The following is a 19,263-nucleotide window of genomic DNA, read 5'->3' on the forward strand; positions in this document are numbered from 1 at the left end:
GCAGGTGGGCGGGGAGGAACAGAACGCGCTGATCGGTGCTTGCACCGGTTCGTGCCCCGTCGTGAGCTGTCCCGGCCCGCCGCGTTCTGGACGGTCGCCGTCCTGCTGACGCTGATGCTGGCCGCCTCCGGGGTGCCCTCGCCGCTGTACCGGGTCTACGCCGAGCGGTTCGGCTTCGGCTCCGGGCTGATCACCGTCGTCTTCGCCGTCTACGCCTTCGCCCTGCTGGCGTCGCTGCTCGTCGTCGGCGGGCTGAGCGACCACGTCGGCCGCCGGCCGGTGCTCGCCGCCGCCCTGGTGCTCGAGGCCGTCTCGATGGGCCTGTTCCTGGCCGCGGACGGCGTGGGCTGGCTGCTGGCCGCACGGGTCGTGCAGGGCCTGGCGACCGGCGCGATGACCGGCGCGTTCGGGGCCGCGCTGCTGGACCTGCAGCGCACCGATCGGCCGCTGGGCCCGCTGGTCAACTCCGCCGCTCCCGGCCTGGGCCTGTCCGCGGGCGCGGTGGGTGCCGGCCTGGCCGTGGAGTTCCTGCCGGCCCCCACCGACTGGGTGTTCGGCGTGCTGACCGCGCTCTGCCTCGTCGCCGCCGTCGGGGTCTGGGTGTTCCTGCCGGAGTCCTCACCCCGGCGTCCCGGCGCGGCGGCGTCGCTGGTGCCCAGCGTGCACGTGCCGGCTCCACAGCGGCGGGCGTTCGCCGTCGTGCTGCCCTGCCTGATCGCCACCTGGGCGCTCGGCGGGCTGTACGCCTCGCTCGGCCCGTCGCTGGTGTCCAACGTCTTCGGCGTGCAGGACCACGTCGTCGGCAGCCTGCTGATCCTGGCGCTCAACGGCACCGGCCTGGTCGCGTCGCTGGCGATGCGCGGGGTGGCCCCTGCCCGGTCGATGGTGGCCGGTGCCCTGGTGTTCGCCGGCGGGGTGGCCGGCACGGTGGCCGCACTGGCGGCCGGGTCGCTCGCGGCCTTCTTCGTCGCCGCCGTCGTGTCCGGTTTCGGCTTCGGCGCCGCGTTCCTCGGCGCGATGGCCACGGTCACCCAGGGCGTCGCACCCGGCCAGCGGGCGTCGCTGCTCGCCGCGGTGTTCACCGCCAGCTACCTGGCCTTCAGCCTGCCGGCGATCGCGGCGGGGATCGCGGCCGGGCACGTCGGCCTGGAGCGGACGGCGCAGGTCTACGGCGTCGCGGTCATCGTGCTGGCGCTGCTCGCCGTGGCCGGCCTCGCGCTGTCCGCCCGCCGCCCGGCCGCCGGCCGCCCGCTCCCGGCGGCAGGGTCCGAGGCGCCGGTGCAGCAACCGGTCGGCTGACCGGCTCAGGACTCCGCGCGGGTCACCGCCGCGCAGAACCGCTGGTGGTCCTCCCGTGCGGCCTCCAGCGGCTCCAGCACCTCCGCGTCCGCGACGTCCTGCACCCGCTCGGTGAGCCGGCGCCGGACCTGTCTGCCGCGGCGCCGGGCGCCGAACCGGACCAGCGGCCGGGCGACCAGTGCCAGCAGCGCCCCGGCCAGCAGCCCGGCGACCAGCAGCAGGGTGGGCAGCGGGATGCCCTGCACCCGGGGCAGCGGGATCACGTCGTCGAGCTGGAGCCAGCCCAGCGCGACCAGGCCGAGCAGCCACAGCGCGCCGGCCAGCGCGACCACCAGCAGCAGCCACTGCAGGGCGCCGACCCCGCGCTGCCACAGCGGCGTGCGATCCGGGCCCAGGTCCACGCCGGCCACCGCCCGGTCCAGCTGGCCGGTGAGCCGTTCCTCGGAGAACTCCGCGGTGCGGCGCAGGTCGTCCCGCCAGGCCTGCGGCAGCCCGGTGCCGGCGGTGTCCCGGGCCCGGCGCAGCGCGGCGGTCACCGCGGCCTGCTGGACGACGCCCGCCTCGGGCAGCGACGTCCGGGACCGCTCGTCGCCCAGGTGCAGCCGGCCCAGCGGGTCGGGCCGCAGCCTGCCCAGCCAGCGCAGCAGCGGCCACCCGGTGGAGGCCGCACCCCGGCGCACCGCCGACCGCTCCACCGCGCTGACGACGGCGGGCACGCCGGCGGCGTCGGCGAGGGCGTCGGCCAGGCCGGCCCGCTCGTCGGCGTCGTGCCCGCGGCCGCCCCGCCCGCGGTCGGGCGTGCCGCAGTGCGCGGCGAGCGCACCGGCCGCCGCGCGGGCGTCGGCGGCCAACCGGTCGGTGGCCGCCCGGCGGGCGGCCACCCGCCTCGCCAGTTCGGCGCGCAGCTCCGGCAGCCCCTGGCCGGTCCGGCCGGCCGTGGCGAGCACCGGGGTGGCGGCCAGCCCCTCGGCGTCCAGCAGCCGGCGCAGATCGGCCAGGCAGGCCCGGGCGGCCGGCTCGTCGAGCCGGTCCACCTGGTTGAGCACCACGACGAGCACCCCGGCGTGCCCGGCCAGCGGCGCCAGGTAGCGGTCGTGCACCGCGGCGTCGGCGTACTTCTGCGGGTCGAGCACCCACACCAGGACGTCCACCAGCTCGACCAGCCGGTCGACCTCCAGCCGGTGCTCCAGCCGGACGCTGTCGTGGTCGGGCAGGTCGAGCAGCACCAGCCCGTCCAGCGCGGGGTCGGGCCGCTCCACCCGGTGGCGGCGGGGGACCTGCAGCCAGTCCAGCAGCCGGTCGGCCCCGCCGTCGCCCCAGACGGTCGCGTGGGCCACGCCGGTGGTGGGCCGGCGCACGCCGGGCGTGCTGACCTCCGCCCCGGACAGGGCGTTGAACAGGGTGGACTTGCCGCTGCCGGTGGCCCCGGCGAGGGCGACGACGGTGGCGTCCCCGAGCGCCTCACGGGCCCCGGCCTTGGCCAGCAGGGCACGTGCCCGGCCCACCTCGGGCACCTCCAGCCGGTCCTCGGCGATCTCGACCGCCTCGCGCAGCGCGGCGAGCCGGTCGGTGAGCGGCAGCTCGCGACGGCCGGTCAGCAGGCTCATGCCGCTGCCCCGCGGGCGGCGGCCAGCGCGCGGACCGCCTCCCGCAGCTGTTGCGCGCTGTCCGCGGTGGGGCCGGCGTCGTCGAGCAGGCCCAGGAAGCGCTCCTGCTCGTCGCGCAGCAGCTGCTCGGCGCGCCGGTCGAGGTCCGCGCGGGCCTCGGCGGCGAGCTGGCGGACCGCCGCGTCGCCGAAGACCGCCTCCATCACCCGCTGGCCGACGGCGGTGGTGCCGCCGGCGATGGCCACCTCCGCGCCGCTGAGCCCGGCCGTCGAGGCGAAGACGGCGACCATCACCACGGCTCCGGCGCCGTTCACGCCCCAGGACAGCATCCGGGCCTTGGCACGCTTGTCCGCGCCCTGGTCGCGGACGAGGTCCAGCACGGCACCCTGCCAGTCGCGGACCGCGTCGGCCGCCGCCCCGGTGAACCCCGGCGAGACGCCGGACAGCTGCTCCTCCCGGCCGGCCAGCAGCGACAGCCCGCCGGGCAGCCCCCGCCAGGCGGTGACGGTGCGCTCGGCGGCCCGGTCGGCCTCGGCCCGCAGCAGGGTCTCCACACCGGACTCCAGGGCGCCGCGCAGGTCGTCGGCGGGGGTGGCGCGACCGGTGAAGGCGGCGGTCACCCGGTCGCGGAGCCGGCCGACCTGCGCCTGCAGCCCGCGCATCCACTCCCCGGTGCCGACGAACTCCTGCCAGCGGGCGAGGACCTCGCCGCGCAGCAGGCTGCCGTTGGCCACTCCCTCGTCGACCCCGGCGCGGGCGGCGTCGTAGGAGGACCCGGCGGCGGCGGCCAGCGCGCCGACGGCGGCGTCCTGCGCCTCGACGGCGGCCACGATCCCGCGGACCCGCTCGTCCAGGCTCTGCAGCGCGCCCGCCAGCGTCTGCCGGACCACCGCCGCCCGCTGTTCCTGGTCCGCGGCCAGCCCGTACAGCCAGTCGCGCAGCGGCGCCGTCTGCCCCGGTGGCAGGAACCCGTCGTGGAGCGGTCGCTCCTCCACGACGAACAGCCGGGCGCCGGACAGCCCGGCGCGCTGCAGCATCCCGAACAGGTCCTCGGCGACCTCCCGGGCGGCCTCCGGGGGCACCCGGTCGAGGACCACGGCCAGCGCGGTGCCGCGCTCCTGCGCGGTGCGCAGCAGGTCCCAGGGGACGGCGTCGGCGTAGCGGGCCGCGGTGGTCACGAACACCCAGAGGTCGGCGGCGGCCAGCAGCTGACCGGCGAGGTCGCGGTTGGCCTCCACGACCGAGTCGACGTCGGGGGCGTCGACGAGCGCCAGCCCGGCGGGCAGGGCCTCGTGGGCGACCAGCCGCAGGCTGCCCGGCCCGGCCTCCCCGCCGGTGGTGCGGGACAGCCCCGGCAGCACCCGGTCGCCGGCGAAGGAGGCCTGGTCGGCCGGCGAGCAGACCAGCACCGGCGCTCGGGTGGTCGGCCGCAGCACGCCGGGGGTGGTCACCCGGGCGCCGAGCAGGCTGTTGACCAGCGTGGACTTCCCGGCACCGGTGGAGCCGCCGACGACGGTGAGCAGCGGAGCGTCCAGGTCGCGCAGCCGGGGCAGCAGGTAGTCGTCGACCTGGTCCACGACGCCGCGCGCCGCCCGGACGGCCTCGTCCCGGCCGGGCACGGCCAGCGCCAGCGGGGCCTGCGCCACCCGGTCGCGCAGCAGCTGCAGGGCATCCGGCAGCCGAGGAGGAGCGGTCATGTCCGGTACCTGCCCGGCCGGAGGGCCGCTCACCCCTGCCGGATGTTCACAGTCCGGCTGCGTCCAGCAGGGGGCCTGCCAGCCAGCGGCGCACCTCGCGGCGGGACCGCAGCCGGACGATCGGCAACCCCGGCCGCTGCCGGGCCAGCGCCAGCACGCGGTCCCGGGTCGCCGCATGGGTCCGCCAGGCCCAGCGCACGATGTGGTCGCGGTCGGTCAGGAACGTCCGCAGCGGCGGCTCGACGTTGCCGTTCCACAACTCGGTCCGCCGCACCCGGCGCCGGACCGTCCGGCTGACCACCTGCCACATCACCGTGGCGCGTGGCAGGTCCAGCCACACGACCAGGTCCGCACGTCCGGCCAGGACCGCGCGGACCTGCCGGTACTGCCATTCGGTGACCCACGCCGGCTCCGCCGCGACGCGGCGCACGTCGTCCTCGAACGACGGGCGCGGCGTCCAGCGCGGACCGTGGTGCAGCGCGTCGATCTCGACGTGCCGCACCCCTAGGACGCCGGCCACAGCGGCGGCCACGGTCGTCTTGCCCGCGCCCGACGTCCCGGCGACCAGCACCCGGCGGGGGCGCACACCCAGCGGGTCGGCGGCTGTGAGCACCGGTCACCCGGCGGCCGGCCAGGCCACCACCGGCCCCAGCGGAGCGCCGGCGTGCTCGACCCCGTCGGCGTCCCGGACGGTCGAGCGGTGGTCGTGGCTGCCGGCCGCGTGCGCGAGCGCGGCCAGCAGCAGCACGAGGGACCGGCGGTCCAGCCCGCCGGCGAGGTCGCCAAGGTCCACCGGATGGCCCTCGGCGATGCTGGCCGCCGCCCGCAGCAGCCGCAGCTGCACGCCGCTGCCGGCGACCGCGCCGGACCGCAGCGCGCCGTCCAGGTCGCCCCACTGGACCGCGGCCCAGGGACCGCCACCGAGCGCGTCCTCGTCCAGGGCGATGGCGATCAGGCCGGCGGCCTGCAGCTGCGGCAGCCAGTGCCCGGAGTCGATCAGCAGCAGCACGGCCGCCTCGGCGGAGTAGTCGCCGACCGCGGCCCGCAGCAGGGCGTTCTCCACGTCGGTCAGGTCGAGGTCGGCCGCCCGCGGTTCGTCGAACACTGGTGCCTCCTGGTGCCGCCGGACGATCCGGCCGCAGTGTGCCGGGAGGGTCCGACAGTCCTGCGCCTTCCCGCCCGGGTCAGGTCCCGTGGACGAGCGCCGCGACGGCCTCGGCACAGCCCCAGGACAGCGTCACCCCGGCTCCACCGTGGCCGTAGCAGGCGACCACCGGCACGCCGTGGCCCTCGACGCGCTCGAGCCGGACGCCGTCCCGGCCCGGCCGGAGGCCCACCCCGCGGGACAGCACCGGCTGCCCGGCCAGCTCGGGCACCAGCGCGACCGTGCGGCGCAGGATCGCCCGCTCGGTCTCCTCGTCCGGCTCGCGGTCCCAGGACCCGACCTCGGCGGACCCGCCGCACACCACGTCGTCCCGCCGTGGGACGACGTAGGTCAGCCCCTCGGGGTGGTCCTCGTCGGTGACCCACCCGGTGAGGCCCGGGTTGGCGAGCCGGACCACCTGCCCGCGGATGGGGAAGACCGTGTCGTCGCCGAGGAGGCGACCCGACCCGAGGCCGGCCGCGACGACGACCAGGTCGGCGCCGGGCGCGAGGTCGTCGACGGACCCGACGGTGCCCTGCTCGGCGCGGACCCCGGCGTCGGAGCACCGGGCACCGAGCCAGGGCAGGTAGCGGGACATCGTCACCACCGGCACGGTGGCCCGCACCCCGCCGACCGCGCCCGGCGGCAGCTCCTCCGGGGGAGCTTCCCGGTGGCCGGGGACGGCGGCGGTCCAGGACCGGTCCACGCCGGGCCGCCGCTCCACCACGGTGCCCTCGCGGAGGTCGATCCCGGTGGCGTCGTCGGCGGCCAGCGCGGTGAAACGCAGCAGCGAGCGGGCCAGCCAGGTGCCCATCGACGGCGACGCCCCGCTGCGGTAGGGGAACCACACCGCGGCCGCAACCGCGGACACGCTGTCCTCCGCCGGCCCGTCCGCGACCACGGTCACCGTGTCCCCGGCGGCGGCCAGCTCGTGCGCGATGCTCAGCCCGACGACGCCGCCGCCGACGACGGTGACCCGCCGGGCGGTCACCGGGCCTCCCCGGTGAGCCGGGCCAGCGCCGCCGGGACGTCGGCCGGGGTCGCCGCGACGACCGCCGCGCCGGCCTCGACCAGCTCCCCGGCCGGCGCCGGACCCCAGCCCGCGCCGATGCAGGGGAGCCCGTGCACCCGGGCTCCGACGACGTCCTGCGCCCGGTCCCCGACCAGCACCGGGCGCTCGCCGTCGGGGTGTGCGGCCAGCGCGGCGGACACCACCTGTTCCTTGTGCCGGACCCGGCCGTCGAACGTCGCGCCGTGCACGGTGGCGAACTCCCCCAGCAGGCCGACGTGCGTCAGGATCCGGACGGCGAACTCCGCGGGCTTGCTGGTGGCCACGGCGAGGGTGGCGCCGGCGGAGCGGAGCCCGGCCAGCAGCTCGGGCACCCCCGGGTAGACCACGGCCTGGTACATCGCCCCTCCCGCGTAGTGCCGCCGGTAGACCTGCACCGCCCGCTCGACGTCCTCCCCGGCCAGCCCGAAGGCGGCGGCGAAGCCCTCCCACAGCGGCGGGCCGACCATCGAGCGCAGCTGGTCCGTCGTCGGCTCGGGCAGCCCCAGCTCGGCGGCCGCGACCCGGATCGACGCCCAGATCCCCGGCACGCTGTCCACCAGTGTCCCGTCCAGGTCGAACAGCACCAGCCTGCTCATGGGCCCTCTCCCTCCGACAGCCAGGCGAGGGCCTCCTCGACGGTGGCCACGGTCGCGACCCCCGGCGGCAGCGCCGGCCGGCGGACCAGCACGACCGGCAGCCCGAGCTCGCGGGCCGCGGTCAGCTTGGCCTCGGTGAGGTGGCCGCCGGAGTCCTTGGTGACGACGACGTCCACGTCGTGCTCCCGCATCAGCGCCAGCTCGTCGGCCACGCTGAACGGGCCGCGGGCCAGCAGCAGCGTCGCCCCGGCCGGCAACGGGACGTCCGGCGGGTCCACCGAGCGCACGAGCACCCGGCCCCGCAGGTCGGCGAAGGCCTGCACCCCCTGCCGCCCGGTGGTGAGGAAGACGCTCCGGTGGCCGGCGACGGCGTCCGCCGCCTCGGCCAGCGTGTCGACGAACCGCCAGGTGTCCCCCGGCCGCGGCGTCCAGCCCGGCCGCTGCAGACGCAGCAGCGGGGTCCCGGTGGCCGCGGCCGCCCGCGCCGCGGAGTCGGTGATCCGGGCGGCGAAGGGGTGGGTCGCGTCGACGACGGCGGCGGGCCGGTGCCCGCGCAGCCAGTCCGCCAGGCCGTCCGGTCCGCCGAAGCCACCGATGCGGACCTCGCCGTCCGGGAGCACCGGCTCGGCCACCCGCCCGGCCAGCGACGACAGCACGTCCCGGCCACCGGCGACGAGGGCCGCGGCCAGCCGGCGGGCCTCCCCCGTGCCGCCCAGCACCAGCACCTGCCCGGTCACGCCCGGCCACCGGGCACGATGGGGCGGTGGGCAGGGACGGCGGAAGCGGGCTGCGGCACGGCTGGACCACCGGCGCCTGCGCCACCGCCGCGACCACCGCCGCCTACACCGCGCTGCTCACCGGCGGGTTCCCCGACCCGGTGCGCATCGACCTGCCGGGCGGCCGGCACCCCGCCTTCGCGCTGGCCCGGGAGTCGCTGGAGTCCGGCGCCGCCACCGTCGGCATCGTCAAGGACGCCGGTGACGACCCCGACGTCACCCACGGCGCCCTGGTGTCCGCCCGCGTGACCCTCGGCCCGCCCGGGAGCGGGGTGGCCTTCCGCGCCGGCGAGGGCGTGGGCACGGTGACCAAGCCCGGGCTGCCGCTGGCGGTGGGCGAGCCGGCGATCAACCCGGTGCCCCGCCGGCTGATGACCGAGCACGTGGCCGCCGTCGCGCAGCGGTTCGGCGGCGCCGGGGACGTCGTCGTCGAGGTGTCGGTGGAGGGCGGCGAGGAGCTGGCCCGGCGGACCTGGAACCCGCGGCTGGGGATCCTCGGCGGCCTGTCCATCCTGGGGACGACGGGGGTCGTCGTCCCGTACTCGTGCTCGTCGTGGATCGACTCGATCCGCCGCGGCGTGGACGTCGCCCGGGCGGCCGGGCACCGGCACGTGGCCGGCTGCACCGGGTCGACCAGCGAGAAGACCGTCCAGCAGCTGTACGGCCTGCCCGAGGACGCGCTGCTGGACATGGGGGACTTCGCCGGCGCGGTGCTCAAGTACCTGCGCCGCCACCCGGTCCCCCGGCTGACGGTCGCCGGGGGGGTCGGGAAGCTGGCCAAGCTCGCCGACGGCCACCTGGACCTGCACTCGGCCCGGTCGCAGGTGTCCTTCCCGGCGCTGGCCGGGCTGGTCCGCGACGCCGGCGGGGCGCCGGAGCTGGTGGAGGGTGTGCTCGGCGCCAACACCGCGCTCGACGCACTGCAGCAGTGCGCGGCCGCCGGCCTGCCGCTGGGCGACCTGGTCGCCGCCGGGGCGCGGGACACCGCGGTCGGCGTGCTGCAGGGCGCACCGGTCGAGGTGGACGTCGTGGTGATCGACCGCGCCGGCACGGTCGTCGGCCGGGCCTAACGGCATCGCGTCGCCGAGTAGAGGTGGCTGTCGGGGAACTGGCCGGCGGTCAGCGCCGGGCCCACCACGACGACCGCCGTCCGCCGGACCCCGGCGGCCGCGACCTGCCCGGCGATGTCGGCCAGCGTCCCGCGCAGCACCAGCTCGTCGTCCCGGCTGGCCCTCGCCACCACCGCGACCGGGCAGTCCCCGCCATAGTGCGCGGCCAGCTCGGGGGCGAGGGCGTCCATCCGCTGCACCGCCAGGTGCAGCACGAGCGTCGCGCCGGTGGCGGCGTACGCGGCCAGCGACTCCCCCGGCGGCATCGGCGTCGACCGTGCCGAGGTCCGGGTGAGGACGACGGTCTGCGCCACCCCGGGCACGGTCAGCTCCCGCTTCAGGCTGGCGGCCGCCGCCGCGAACGCCGGCACCCCCGGGACGACGTCGTAGGGCACGCCTGCCGCGTCCAGCCGGCGCATCTGCTCGGCCATCGCGCTGTAGACCGACGGGTCGCCGGAGTGCAGCCGGGCCACGTCCAGCCCGGCCTCGTGCGCGGCGACCAGCTCGGCGGTGATCTGGTCCAGGTCCAGATCGGCGGTGTCCACCAGCCGGGCGCCGTCCGGGGCGGTGTCCAGCAGCTCCCGCGGGACCAGCGCACCGGCGTAGAGGCACACCCGGCAGGAGGCGATCAGCCGGGCCGCCCGGACCGTGACCAGGTCCGCGGCGCCCGGCCCCGCCCCGATGAAGTGGACGGTCATGACGGCACCACCATCCTCCCCGTGCGTGCTTTCGGTACCGAAAGCGCGCTCCGGGGCCCGTGCGAGCAACCGGGGACCACCGCCGTCACCGGGTCACGCTCCAGATGGTCACCGGCATGGCCGGCTTCCACCCCGTGAAGCCGCCCACGGGTTCGGCCTGCGCGACCGACAGCCGGGTGAGCGACCCGCCGCACCGGGCGTGCCAGTCGGCCAGCACGGCCTCGCTCTGCACGGTCACCGCGTTGACCACCAGGCGCCCGCCCGGGGCGAGGGCCTCCCAGCAGACGTCCAGCAGCAGCGGCGCGGTGGCGCCGCCGCCGACGAAGACGGCGTCCGGCCGCGGCAGTCCGGTGAGCACGTCCGGCGCCCGCCCGGGCACGACCTGCAGGCCGGGGACGCCGAGCCGCGCGGCGTTCTGCCCGATCCGCGCCGCCCGGGCCGCGTCGGACTCCACCGCGACCGCCCGGCAGGAGGGGTGCACCCGCATCCACTCGATGCCGATCGACCCCGCCCCCGCGCCGACGTCCCAGAGCAGCTGGCCCGGCAACGGCACCAGCCGGGACAGCGTCACCGCCCGGACGTCGCGCTTGGTCAGCTGGCCGTCGTGCGCGTAGGCGTCGTCGGGCAGGCCCGGGACGGTCGGCAGCGGCGTGCTCCCCGGGTCGGCCACCACCTCGACGGCGGTCACCACCAGCGGGTCGGTCGCCGGGTGCGGCCAGTCGGCCGCGGTGCCGGTGAACCGCCGCTCCGAGACGCCGCCGAGCTGGGCGAGCGCGGTGACCGCGCTGGCCCCGTAGCCGCGACCGGCCAGCAGGGCGGCCACCTCGGCGGGGGTCCCGGTGTCCGACCCGAGTACGAGCAGCCGGCGTCCGGGGGTGGCGTGTGGCAGGACGAGCTCGACCGGGCGGCCGACCACCGACACCACCTGCACGTCCTCCACCGCCCAGCCCAGCCGGGCGCAGGCCAGCGTCACCGACGACGGGTGCGGCAGCACCTCGACGGCGTCCGGGCCGAGCGCCCGGACCAGCGAGGTGCCGACCCCGGAGAGCATCGGGTCGCCGCTGGCCAGCACCACCACCCGGCGGCCGGGATGGGCACCGGGCAGCTCCGCCAGGGCAGGCGCCATCGGCGACGGCCAGGGCACCCGCTCGGCCCGCACGGCGGCGGGCACGAGGTCCAGCTGGCGGGCGCTGCCCCGGAGCACCCCGGCCGCCTCGACCGTGTGCCGGGCGCGCGGGGAGAGCCCGTCCCAGCCGTCGGCGCCGATGCCGACGACGGTGACCGTCCACCCGGGCGGACGGGACGTCACGCCGTGCCCTTGGGCCCGACTCCGGCCTCGATCCGCTCCTCGCTCGAGTCACGGGGTCGTCTCCGCGGTCGTTCCGCTCCTCGCTCGCTGGCGCTCGCTGCGATGCTCGCTCCCTGTCGACTCCGGGCATCTCGCTGCGATGCTCCCTCCGCCGTCGTCACGCCGGCAGCTCCCCGTCGGGGCCGGCGGCCTCGGCCAGCAGCTGCTCCCGCAGGCCGACGTCCAGCCGGTCGACGTACACCGTGCCGTCCAGGTGGTCGACCTCGTGCTGCAGGCAGCGGGCGGCCATGCCGGTCGCCTCGATCGACACCGGGTCACCGTGCACGTCCACGCCCTCCACCCGGGCGCGGAAGGCGCGCGGCAGCTCCGCGTAGGGGCCGGGCACCGACAGGCAGCCCTCCTCGGTGACCTCCTCGGCCGGCTCCCCGTCGATCGGCTCCAGGACCGTGAGCACCGGGTTGACCACGTAGCCCACGACGTCCTGCCCGACGGCGTCCGGGCAGTCGATGACGAAGACCCGGGCGTCCACGCCGATCTGGTTGGCCGCCAGCCCGACCCCGTCCGCGGCGGCCATGCTGGCGAACATGTCGAGCACCAGGTGCCGCAGGCCCCGGTCGAAGACGGTCACGGGCGCGCAGGCACGGTGCAGGACGGGGTCGGAACCGTAGGTCACGATCGGCCGGGCGACGCCGTCGTAACGGCCGGGGAGGCGCATGACCACCGATCCTAGGGACGGCGTCCCTACAGTGGCCGCGATGTCCACCCCCGGCCGCGGTGCGCTGCCCGCCCGGTCGCGGCGGCGGTACGCCGGTGCTGCCGGCCTCGCGCTGGGCGCCGTCGCGGACGCGGTGTTCGCCGACCCGCGCCGGGGTCACCCGGTCGCCGGCTTCGGCTCCGCCGCGGCGGCGCTGGAACGGCTGACCTGGCGCGACTCCCGGGTCGCCGGTGCCGGGTACACGGCGGCCTGCGTCGGGACGGCGACCGTCCTGGGCGCCGCGGCGCACCGGCTGACCGCGCACCACCCGCTGGCCCGGACGGCGCTCACCGCCGCGGCCGCCTGGGCGGTGCTCGGCGGCACCTCGCTGGAGCGCGCCGCCGTCCGGATGGCCGAGCACCTCGACGCCGCCGACCTGCCCGCCGCCCGGGCGCACCTGCGGACGCTCGCCGGCCGCGACCCGCGGGACCTCGGTGAGGCGGAGCTGGTCCGGGCCACCGTCGAGTCGGTCGCGGAGAACACCTCCGACGCCGCCGTCGCGCCGCTGTTCTGGGGTGCCGTCGCCGGGCTCCCGGGCCTGCTGGCCTACCGGGCGGCGAACACGCTGGACGCGATGGTGGGCCACCGGTCGGCCCGGTACGAGCGGTTCGGCTGGGCGGCGGCCCGGCTGGACGACGTCCTGAACTGGGCGCCGGCCCGGCTGACCGCGGCGCTCACGGTCGCGGTGGCCCCGCTGTCCGGCGGCTCGGCCCGCGGGGCGCGGCAGGCCTGGTCCCGGGACGGCGCAGCGCACCCCAGCCCGAACGCCGGCCGGTGCGAGGCCGCGCTGGCCGGCGCGCTGGGGATCCGGCTGGGCGGCCGCAACGTCTACGGCAGCCGGGTCGAGGAGCGGCCGACGCTCGGGGACGGCCGGCCGCCGCTGCGCACGGACGTGCGCCGGGCCACCCGGCTGTCCCGGGCGGTGTGGACCACGTCCGCCGCGCTGGCCGTGCTGGCCCGCCTGGCCCGCGGCGGCTGAGCCGACCGGTGCGCGCCCCGGCCACCGTAGGGCGGACGGGTGACAGGCCTCCTGACACAGACGCCGTCCTCCTGTGACGGTGCGTCACCGCCGGGCCGCGGTTCGTGGTGTCGGCCTGGCCCCTGCCCCGGACGGGTGGCCGTTCCTGTTCCACCACCTCGCTCCGCCGGTCTCCAGCGCGGTAGCTTGATGCGGCCGAAGCGGTCGGCTCCTGCCGGAGTCGATGGCCGCGAGACGTCGAGGAAGCGGCGGCCGCAGCCCCACCGGAGACCCCCGGTGCGCCCGGAGAGATCGGTCTCCCCGATGACCACGTCGACTGCCGCCCGCACGAGTGCCGCCCACCGTCCCCTGCCGGCTCCCGCCCAGCGCACCGCCGCTGCGCCGGCGGCCGGAGGAGCGACCGCCCGCTACCGCTACGACCTGCGCAGCGACCAGTGGTGGTGGTCCCCCGAGGTCTTCGCCCTGCACGGGGTCGCTCCTCGCTCGGCGGCGCCGGGGGCCGCCCTCCTCCTGGAGGCCGTGCACCCGGATGACCGCGAGCGGGTCCGCCGGGCCCTGGCCGACGGCTGCACCACCGCCACCCCCTTCGCCGTCGAGCACCGGGTGCGCCGCCCGGATGCCGACGTGCGCACCGTGGTGCTGGTGGGTGAGCCGGAACTGGCCCCGGACGGGACGGTGACGGCGCTCAGCGGGCTGCTGGTCGACGTGACCGACGGCCGGCTGGCCGCGCCCACCCCCGCCGCCGAGCAGCTGCGCGCCCTGGAGACCGAGGTGGAGCAGCTCCGCACCGCGATGGCCAGCCGGGCGGCCATCGAGCAGGCGAAGGGCATCCTGATGCTGCTGATGGGCTGCGGGGACCAGGTCGCCTTCGACCTGCTGGCGCACATCTCCAGCCACACGCACCGCAAGGTCCGGGACGTGGCCCAGGCGATCATCGACTCGGCCAGCGGCGGCACCCCGCTGCCCGCCGACGTCCGCGCGATCCTGCACGACGCCTGCCCGCCCGGAGCGGCGCGCGGCTGACCCCCCTCGTCCACGTCCCCCGCCCGTCCGCACCCGACCGCGGTCGGTAAAGATCGGGGGACCGCCCGGCGCCGCGGCAGCAGTAGCCACGGCGCCCGGACGTGGCGGGCGAGGAGGCCGGAGCGTGTTCTACCTGGTGGTCCGGTTCGTGCTGCGACCGTTGTTCTGGGTCACCTGCCGGCCGACGGTGACCGGGCGGGAGAACGTCCCGCTCACCGGCCCGCTGATGCTGGCCAGCAACCACCTGTCCTTCATCGACAGCATCGTGATCCCCCTGGTGGCGCCCCGCCGGGTCGGCTACCTGGCCAAGGTGGAGTACTGGCAGGGCTCGGGGGTGAGCGGGTGGCTCACCCGCGCCCTGTTCACCGCGCTGGGGGCGCTGCCGGTGGAGCGGGGCACGCACCGGGCCGCCCAGGCCGCCCTGGACACCGCGCTGGGCGTGCTCCGCTCCGGCGGCGCCTTCGGCATCTACCCCGAGGGCACCCGCTCCAAGGACGGCCGGCTGGCCCGGGGCAAGACCGGCGTGGCCTGGCTGGCGCTGACCGCCGACTGCCCCGTCGTCCCGGTCGCGGTCCGGGGCACCGACCGGGTCCAGCCGGTCGGTGCCAGGTGGCCGCGGCCGCACCGGGTCACCATCACCTTCGGGACGCCGATGACCTTCCCCGAGCACGCCGGTCAGGCCGGCAAGGGCAGGGCCCGCCGGGAGGTCACCGACCGGATCATGGAGGCCATCGCCGAGCTCTCCGGGCAGGAGAAGGCCGGCTGGGGCGAGCCGACGCGCAATCCGTGACCGGCCGGCCGCCGGCCGGGGCGCTGCTGGTCGCCGGGACCACCTCCGACGCGGGCAAGTCCGTCGTCACCGCGGGCATCTGCCGCTGGCTGGCGCGCGAGGGCGTGCGCGTGGCGCCGTTCAAGGCGCAGAACATGAGCAACAACTCGATGGTCACCGCGGACGGCGCGGAGATCGGCCGGGCCCAGGTGATGCAGGCGGCCGCCGCCCGGGTCGAGCCGGAGGCGGCGATGAACCCGGTGCTGCTCAAGCCCGGCGGCGAGGACTCCAGCCAGGTCGTCGTCCTGGGCCGGCCCGTCGCCGACGTCACGGCGCTGTCCTACCGGCCGATGAAGGCCGCCCTGCTGGAGCAGGTGCTGGACTGCCTGGCCGACCTGCGGGCCCGTTTCGACGTCGTGGTGTGCGAGGGCGCCGGCTCTCCCACCGAGATCAACCTGCGGGCCGACGACATCGCCAACATGGGCCTGGCCACCGCGGCCGGCCTGCCCGTGGTCGTGGTCGGCGACATCGACCGCGGCGGGGTCTTCGCCGCCCTCTACGGCACGGTCGCGCTGATGCCGCCGGCCGACCAGCGACTGGTCGCCGGGTTCCTGGTCAACAAGTTCCGTGGCGACGTCCGGCTGCTCGCCCCGGGGCTGGACCAGCTGGCCGCGCTGACCGGCCGCCCGACGCTCGGCGTGTTGCCCTGGCGGTCGGGGCTCGAGCTCGACGTCGAGGACTCCCTGGGGGTGGACGCCGCCCGCGCGCCGTCGGGCCCCCCGCACGGTGAGGAGGTGCTGCGGGTGTCGGTGGCCCGGCTGCCCCGGCTGTCCAACTTCACCGACCTGGACGCCCTGGCCGCCGAGCCCGGGGTGCTGCTGCGCTACGCCACCCGGCCGGAGGAGCTGGCCGACGCCGACCTGGTGGTGCTGCCGGGCACCCGCTCGACCGTCGCCGACCTGGGGTGGCTGCGGTCCACCGGGCTGGCCGACGCCGTGGCCCGCCGGGCCGCGGCGGGCCGTGCCGTGCTGGGCATCTGCGGGGGGCACCAGATGCTCGCCCGCACCATCACCGACGACGTCGAGTCCCGCGCCGGCGTCGTCCCCGGGCTCGGCCTGCTGCCCACCGACGTCCGCTTCGCCCGCGACAAGACGCTGGGCCGGCCGGTCGGGACGGCGCTGGGGCACACCGTCCGCGGCTACGAGATCCACCACGGGGTCGTCACCGTGGACGAGGGCGCCGAGCCCTTCCTCGACGGCGCCCGCGCCGGGTCGGTCTTCGGGACGACGTGGCACGGCGCGCTCGAGGACGACGGGTTCCGCCGGGCGTTCCTCACCGAGGTGGCCCGGGTGGCCGGCCGGCGCTTCGCCGTCGCCCCGGACACCGACTTCGCCGCGGTCCGGGAGGCGCGGCTGGACGCCCTGGGCGACCTGGTCGCCGAGCACGCCGACACCGACGCGCTGTGGCGGCTGGTCGAGTCCGGGCCGCCGGCGGACCTGCCGGTGCTGCCGGCCGGGCTCAGCCCGCGCTGAGCTGCGCCCGGACGTCGTCCGGCCAGGGCGTCGACACGCCGTCGACGACGGCGACGTAGACGGTGCGCACCTCGCAGCACGTCCGCTCGCCGACCCGGATGGTGAAGCCCAGCGTCAGGCTGGTGCGGCCCAGCGCCTCCAGGCGCGCGTCCACCTCGACGGTGTCGCCCCAGCGCGCCGGGCCGGTCCACTCCAGCGAGCTGGCCTTGACCGAGTACTCCAGGCCCCGCGCGGTCAGCGCCTCCCACGGCAGCCCCCGGGCGTCCCACCAGGCGTTGGCCGCCTCGTCCGCGTAGACCATGTAGTGCGCGTTGAAGACGATGCCCTGCTGGTCGCACTCGACGAACCGGACCGGGGAGCTCCACACCGCAGGCACGGGGCAGCAGGCTACCGAGCCGCCGCTACCGTGGCGCTGTGGAACCCGTCGTCGTCCCCTCCTCCGGCACGGACGTGCTCGCGGCCTACCGCACGCCGTCCCAGCTGGTGCGGGACAAGGTGATCGACCGGATCGACCGGCACTGCGCCGAGTTCATCGGCCTGTCCCCCTTTGCCACCCTGGCCACCGCCGACGCCGAGGGCTGGCCGGACGTCTCACCCCGCGGCGGCGACCCGGGGTTCGTGCACGTCCTGGACCCCCACCGGCTCGCCCTCCCCGACCGGCCGGGCAACAACCGGGTCGACAGCCTGCGCAACGCGGCCGCCAACCCCCGGGCGGCGCTGCTGTTCCTCGTCCCGGGCGTCGAGGAGACGCTCAAGGTCTTCGGGACGACGTCCCTCGTCGGCGCCGACGACCTGAGGATCGACCTCACCGAGTTCGGCCGCGCGCCCCGCTCGGTGCTGGTGCTGCAGGTGCAGCGGGCCTACTTCCAGTGCGGCAAGGCGCTGATGCGGTCCAACCTGTGGGACCCGGCCGCCCGCGTCGAACGCTCGGCGCTGACCCCGTTCGGCCAGGTGCTCAAGGACCACTGCCGGCTGGAGACGCCACTGCCCGACGACGCCACCCTCCGCGCCGAGCTCGCCACGGAGCTCTAGGGGAAGGACCCCACTGACCCCCGCCACTCGCGAGCTCGCGGCGGGACCCTGCAGCGGGGCCGTCGCGAGCTCGCGGCGAGCCTCTGGGCGGGGCCGGATGTCGGTGCTGACCCATAGCGTGCCGGCATGGCGCACACCTTCCAGGTCACCATCGACTCCGCCGCACCGCACCCGCTCGCCGACTGGTGGGCCGACGCGCTGCGCTGGGAGCGCGAACCCACCGACGAGGCGTTCATCCGCTCGATGGTCGAGCAGGGGCACGCCCGGGAGAGCGACACCATGCGCCACGGCGGCGAGCTGGTGTGGGTGGAGGGGGCGGCGATCCGGCACCCCACCGGCGGCGCTCCCCGCGTGCTCTTCCAGCTCGTCCCCGAGGCCAAGACGGTCAAGAACCGGCTGCACCTCGACGTCCGGGTCGGACCGGAGGACGTGGCGGGCGAGGTGGCCCGGCTGACCGCCCGGGGCGCCACCGTGCTGCACGAGGGTCGGCAGGGGCCGCACCGCTGGGTGACCATGGCCGACCCGGAGGGCAACGAGTTCTGCGTGACCTGAGACGGGCGCGGGCGGGAGCCCGGCGGGCCGGGGCGGTCAGCCGGCCTGACGGTCCCGCTCGGCGCGACGGTCGGCCACGGTCCGCTGGGCGAGGATGCGGCTGCGGTCGGTCCGCGGGCGGCGCTCCGGCGCGCGGTTGCGGGCGTCCTCGACGAGCTGCCAGGCCGCGAGGGCGCTGGCGCGCACCGCGAGGGGCAGAGCCGTCGGTCGAGCGGGCTGGACTGTGGTCATGACGAGCTCTTTCCCCCGTGGCGACTGATGGTCGAGTCGCCAGCACGAGTGTGTCCCACCCGCGGCTCTCTCAACCCCAGGTGTGACCAGTTCGTCCCGGTTGCCGTCTCAACTGTCACAAGGATCACACTGGCCTCATCTGACGTCCAGCGACGCGCCGACAGCGGAGCGCAATCGCCCCTGATCGAGTGACTGCGCGCCGCCGAGCGTCGTGTCCTACCGTCCCGGGATGGCGACCGGTGGGCGGAGTGCATGGGGCCGGCTGGCCTCGACGGTGCTGCAGGCGGGTCTGCGCTCGCTGCGCGGTGGAGGGCAGACGGGCGAGCTCCGCACGGGAACGCGGTCGCGGCTGCGGCGGACCCCGACCATCAGACCGGGCCGGCCGGCCGCGGTCGACCGGCGGCCGGACACGGCTGCGCCGCGGCCTGGTCCCGCCGGCCCGATCGACCTGGAGTACGGACCCCGCGACGACGGGCGGCCCGACCCGGGCGAGGTCGTGTGGGCCTGGGTCCCCTTCGAGGAGGACGACGGCCGGGGCAAGGACCGGCCGGTGCTGATCGTGGCGCGCAGCGGCAGCGACCTGCTGGGCCTGATGCTCAGCAGCAAGGACCACGACCTGGACGCCGCCGACGAGGCCCGCCACGGCCGGCACTGGGTGGACGTCGGCTCCGGTGGCTGGGACCGGCAGGGCAGGCCGAGCGAGGTGCGGGTGGACCGGGTGCTGCGACTGAGCCCGTCCGACGTCCGGCGGGAGGGCGCCGTCCTGCCGCCGGCCCGGTTCGCGGAGGTCGTGGCCGAGGTGCGCCGGGTCCAGGGCTGGTGAGGCAGTCCGCTGCCGCGGCAGCGGGGCCGTCAGGGGATCAGGTGTCCAGGTCGGCGCACTGCTGGATCCGGGGCCGCAGGTGGTAGACCCCGGCGCCGTCGGTGAGCGCCTGCAGGTCGTAGCGGTGCACGACCTTCGGGCCCCCGTGCAGGTGCACGTGGGTGACCGTGGGCAGCGGGGCGCCGTGCCGCGCCTCGCGCACCTCCACCCTCCCGTCGAGGGGACCGCCGACGAACGTGAGCACGGCGCCTCCGGCGCCCGTGCCCGTCGCGGCAGCAGCGT

General features: G+C 77.2%; 22 protein-coding genes. 9 read left to right on the top strand and 13 right to left on the bottom strand.

What is annotated here, in order from left to right:
• Positions 1 to 51: 51 nt before the first annotated feature.
• A complete protein-coding gene (locus ACWIX6_RS21335; RefSeq protein ID WP_448614446.1) occupies positions 52 to 1,299 on the top strand; it encodes an MFS transporter in 1,248 nt (415 codons plus the stop codon).
• A gap of 5 nt (positions 1,300 to 1,304) precedes the next feature.
• Here the strand turns inward: ACWIX6_RS21335 and ACWIX6_RS21340 are convergent, their stop codons facing one another.
• From ACWIX6_RS21340 to ACWIX6_RS21370, 7 genes are all read right to left on the bottom strand, one after another.
• Positions 1,305 to 2,906 (bottom strand): GTPase, encoded by a 1,602-nt coding sequence (locus ACWIX6_RS21340; protein WP_448614447.1) that lies wholly within the window; start codon positions 2,904 to 2,906, stop codon positions 1,305 to 1,307.
• Positions 2,903 to 4,603, bottom strand: a complete 1,701-nt coding sequence (locus tag ACWIX6_RS21345; protein WP_448614448.1) for an ABC transporter — start codon at positions 4,601 to 4,603, stop codon at positions 2,903 to 2,905. Before ACWIX6_RS21345 ends, ACWIX6_RS21340 begins: the two co-directional genes overlap by 4 nt.
• Before the next feature lie 46 nt (positions 4,604 to 4,649).
• Positions 4,650 to 5,216 (bottom strand): hypothetical protein, encoded by a 567-nt coding sequence (locus ACWIX6_RS21350; RefSeq protein WP_448614449.1) that lies wholly within the window; start codon positions 5,214 to 5,216, stop codon positions 4,650 to 4,652.
• Between the two features lie 3 nt (positions 5,217 to 5,219).
• Positions 5,220 to 5,708 carry a hypothetical protein gene (locus ACWIX6_RS21355; RefSeq protein ID WP_448614450.1) on the bottom strand — a complete coding sequence of 163 codons (489 nt, stop codon included), beginning with the start codon at positions 5,706 to 5,708 and terminating at the stop codon, positions 5,220 to 5,222.
• Between the two features lie 79 nt (positions 5,709 to 5,787).
• Positions 5,788 to 6,738 carry an FAD-dependent oxidoreductase gene (locus ACWIX6_RS21360; protein WP_448614451.1) on the bottom strand — a complete coding sequence of 317 codons (951 nt, stop codon included), beginning with the start codon at positions 6,736 to 6,738 and terminating at the stop codon, positions 5,788 to 5,790.
• Positions 6,735 to 7,394, bottom strand: a complete 660-nt coding sequence (locus ACWIX6_RS21365; RefSeq protein WP_448614452.1) for an HAD hydrolase-like protein — start codon at positions 7,392 to 7,394, stop codon at positions 6,735 to 6,737. The genes ACWIX6_RS21360 and ACWIX6_RS21365 overlap by 4 nt, the downstream gene beginning before the upstream one ends.
• Positions 7,391 to 8,131 (bottom strand): cobalt-precorrin-6A reductase, encoded by a 741-nt coding sequence (locus ACWIX6_RS21370; RefSeq protein WP_448614453.1) that lies wholly within the window; start codon positions 8,129 to 8,131, stop codon positions 7,391 to 7,393. Before ACWIX6_RS21370 ends, ACWIX6_RS21365 begins: the two co-directional genes overlap by 4 nt.
• A gap of 26 nt (positions 8,132 to 8,157) precedes the next feature.
• Here ACWIX6_RS21370 and ACWIX6_RS21375 point away from each other — a divergent pair, with 26 nt between their 5' ends.
• A complete protein-coding gene (locus ACWIX6_RS21375; RefSeq protein ID WP_448614454.1) occupies positions 8,158 to 9,240 on the top strand; it encodes a cobalt-precorrin-5B (C(1))-methyltransferase in 1,083 nt (360 codons plus the stop codon).
• On the opposite strand, the gene cobM is transcribed toward ACWIX6_RS21375, so the two are convergent.
• From cobM to def, 3 genes are all read right to left on the bottom strand, one after another.
• Positions 9,237 to 9,977: a precorrin-4 C(11)-methyltransferase gene (cobM, locus tag ACWIX6_RS21380; RefSeq protein ID WP_448614455.1), complete on the bottom strand. Its 741-nt coding sequence runs from the start codon at positions 9,975 to 9,977 to the stop codon at positions 9,237 to 9,239. The genes ACWIX6_RS21375 and cobM overlap by 4 nt on opposite strands.
• Positions 9,978 to 10,062: 85 nt before the next feature.
• A complete protein-coding gene (gene cbiE / locus ACWIX6_RS21385; RefSeq protein ID WP_448614456.1) occupies positions 10,063 to 11,286 on the bottom strand; it encodes a precorrin-6y C5,15-methyltransferase (decarboxylating) subunit CbiE in 1,224 nt (407 codons plus the stop codon).
• A gap of 157 nt (positions 11,287 to 11,443) precedes the next feature.
• On the bottom strand, positions 11,444 to 12,001 hold the full coding sequence (gene def, locus ACWIX6_RS21390; protein WP_448614457.1) for a peptide deformylase: 558 nt from the start codon (positions 11,999 to 12,001) through the stop codon (positions 11,444 to 11,446).
• A 40-nt stretch (positions 12,002 to 12,041) separates the two neighbouring features.
• Here def and ACWIX6_RS21395 point away from each other — a divergent pair, with 40 nt between their 5' ends.
• From ACWIX6_RS21395 to ACWIX6_RS21410, 4 genes are all read left to right on the top strand, one after another.
• The gene (locus ACWIX6_RS21395; protein WP_448614458.1) at positions 12,042 to 13,019 is read left to right on the top strand and encodes a cobalamin biosynthesis protein; all 978 of its coding nucleotides are present in this window, start codon (positions 12,042 to 12,044) and stop codon (positions 13,017 to 13,019) included.
• A gap of 303 nt (positions 13,020 to 13,322) precedes the next feature.
• The gene (locus ACWIX6_RS21400; protein WP_448614459.1) at positions 13,323 to 14,042 is read left to right on the top strand and encodes an ANTAR domain-containing protein; all 720 of its coding nucleotides are present in this window, start codon (positions 13,323 to 13,325) and stop codon (positions 14,040 to 14,042) included.
• A 124-nt stretch (positions 14,043 to 14,166) separates the two neighbouring features.
• Entirely contained in the window at positions 14,167 to 14,832 is a 666-nt protein-coding gene (locus tag ACWIX6_RS21405) for a lysophospholipid acyltransferase family protein (protein ID WP_448614460.1), read from the top strand.
• A complete protein-coding gene (locus ACWIX6_RS21410) occupies positions 14,829 to 16,343 on the top strand; it encodes a cobyric acid synthase (RefSeq protein WP_448614461.1) in 1,515 nt (504 codons plus the stop codon). Before ACWIX6_RS21405 ends, ACWIX6_RS21410 begins: the two co-directional genes overlap by 4 nt.
• Here the strand turns inward: ACWIX6_RS21410 and ACWIX6_RS21415 are convergent.
• A complete protein-coding gene (locus ACWIX6_RS21415) occupies positions 16,330 to 16,719 on the bottom strand; it encodes an acyl-CoA thioesterase (protein WP_448614462.1) in 390 nt (129 codons plus the stop codon). The two genes, ACWIX6_RS21410 and ACWIX6_RS21415, sit on opposite strands and share 14 nt — an antisense overlap.
• A 38-nt stretch (positions 16,720 to 16,757) precedes the next feature.
• On the opposite strand from ACWIX6_RS21415, the gene ACWIX6_RS21420 reads away from it, so the two are divergent.
• Positions 16,758 to 17,375: an MSMEG_1061 family FMN-dependent PPOX-type flavoprotein gene (locus ACWIX6_RS21420; RefSeq protein ID WP_448614463.1), complete on the top strand. Its 618-nt coding sequence runs from the start codon at positions 16,758 to 16,760 to the stop codon at positions 17,373 to 17,375.
• A 126-nt stretch (positions 17,376 to 17,501) separates the two neighbouring features.
• Complete coding sequence (locus tag ACWIX6_RS21425) at positions 17,502 to 17,927, top strand: VOC family protein (protein ID WP_448614464.1); 426 nt, start codon at positions 17,502 to 17,504, stop codon at positions 17,925 to 17,927.
• 36 nt (positions 17,928 to 17,963) lie between these two features.
• On the opposite strand, the gene ACWIX6_RS21430 is transcribed toward ACWIX6_RS21425, so the two are convergent.
• The gene (locus tag ACWIX6_RS21430; protein WP_448614465.1) at positions 17,964 to 18,158 is read right to left on the bottom strand and encodes a hypothetical protein; all 195 of its coding nucleotides are present in this window, start codon (positions 18,156 to 18,158) and stop codon (positions 17,964 to 17,966) included.
• Between the two features lie 229 nt (positions 18,159 to 18,387).
• Between ACWIX6_RS21430 and ACWIX6_RS21435 the strand changes: the two genes are divergently transcribed.
• Positions 18,388 to 18,981 carry a type II toxin-antitoxin system PemK/MazF family toxin gene (locus tag ACWIX6_RS21435; protein WP_448614466.1) on the top strand — a complete coding sequence of 198 codons (594 nt, stop codon included), beginning with the start codon at positions 18,388 to 18,390 and terminating at the stop codon, positions 18,979 to 18,981.
• Between the two features lie 37 nt (positions 18,982 to 19,018).
• Here the strand turns inward: ACWIX6_RS21435 and ACWIX6_RS21440 are convergent, their stop codons facing one another.
• Entirely contained in the window at positions 19,019 to 19,225 is a 207-nt protein-coding gene (locus tag ACWIX6_RS21440) for a hypothetical protein (protein WP_448614467.1), read from the bottom strand.
• Positions 19,226 to 19,263: the final 38 nt, after the last annotated feature.

The organism is Modestobacter sp. URMC 112, assembly GCF_053502575.1.

Excerpts from the sequence above, each read along its gene's own strand:
- ACWIX6_RS21340 (WP_448614447.1), bottom strand. The coding sequence starts at position 2,906 with ATGAGCCTGCTGACCGGCCGTCGCGAGCTGCCGCTCACCGACCGGCTC.
- ACWIX6_RS21345 (WP_448614448.1), bottom strand. The coding sequence starts at position 4,603 with ATGACCGCTCCTCCTCGGCTGCCGGATGCCCTGCAGCTGCTGCGCGAC.
- ACWIX6_RS21365 (WP_448614452.1), bottom strand. The coding sequence starts at position 7,394 with ATGAGCAGGCTGGTGCTGTTCGACCTGGACGGGACACTGGTGGACAGC.
- cobM (WP_448614455.1), bottom strand. The coding sequence starts at position 9,977 with ATGACCGTCCACTTCATCGGGGCGGGGCCGGGCGCCGCGGACCTGGTC.
- def (WP_448614457.1), bottom strand. The coding sequence starts at position 12,001 with ATGCGCCTCCCCGGCCGTTACGACGGCGTCGCCCGGCCGATCGTGACC.
- ACWIX6_RS21395 (WP_448614458.1), top strand. The coding sequence starts at position 12,042 with ATGTCCACCCCCGGCCGCGGTGCGCTGCCCGCCCGGTCGCGGCGGCGG.
- ACWIX6_RS21400 (WP_448614459.1), top strand. The coding sequence starts at position 13,323 with ATGACCACGTCGACTGCCGCCCGCACGAGTGCCGCCCACCGTCCCCTG.
- ACWIX6_RS21425 (WP_448614464.1), top strand. The coding sequence starts at position 17,502 with ATGGCGCACACCTTCCAGGTCACCATCGACTCCGCCGCACCGCACCCG.
- ACWIX6_RS21430 (WP_448614465.1), bottom strand. The coding sequence starts at position 18,158 with ATGACCACAGTCCAGCCCGCTCGACCGACGGCTCTGCCCCTCGCGGTG.
- ACWIX6_RS21435 (WP_448614466.1), top strand. The coding sequence starts at position 18,388 with ATGGCGACCGGTGGGCGGAGTGCATGGGGCCGGCTGGCCTCGACGGTG.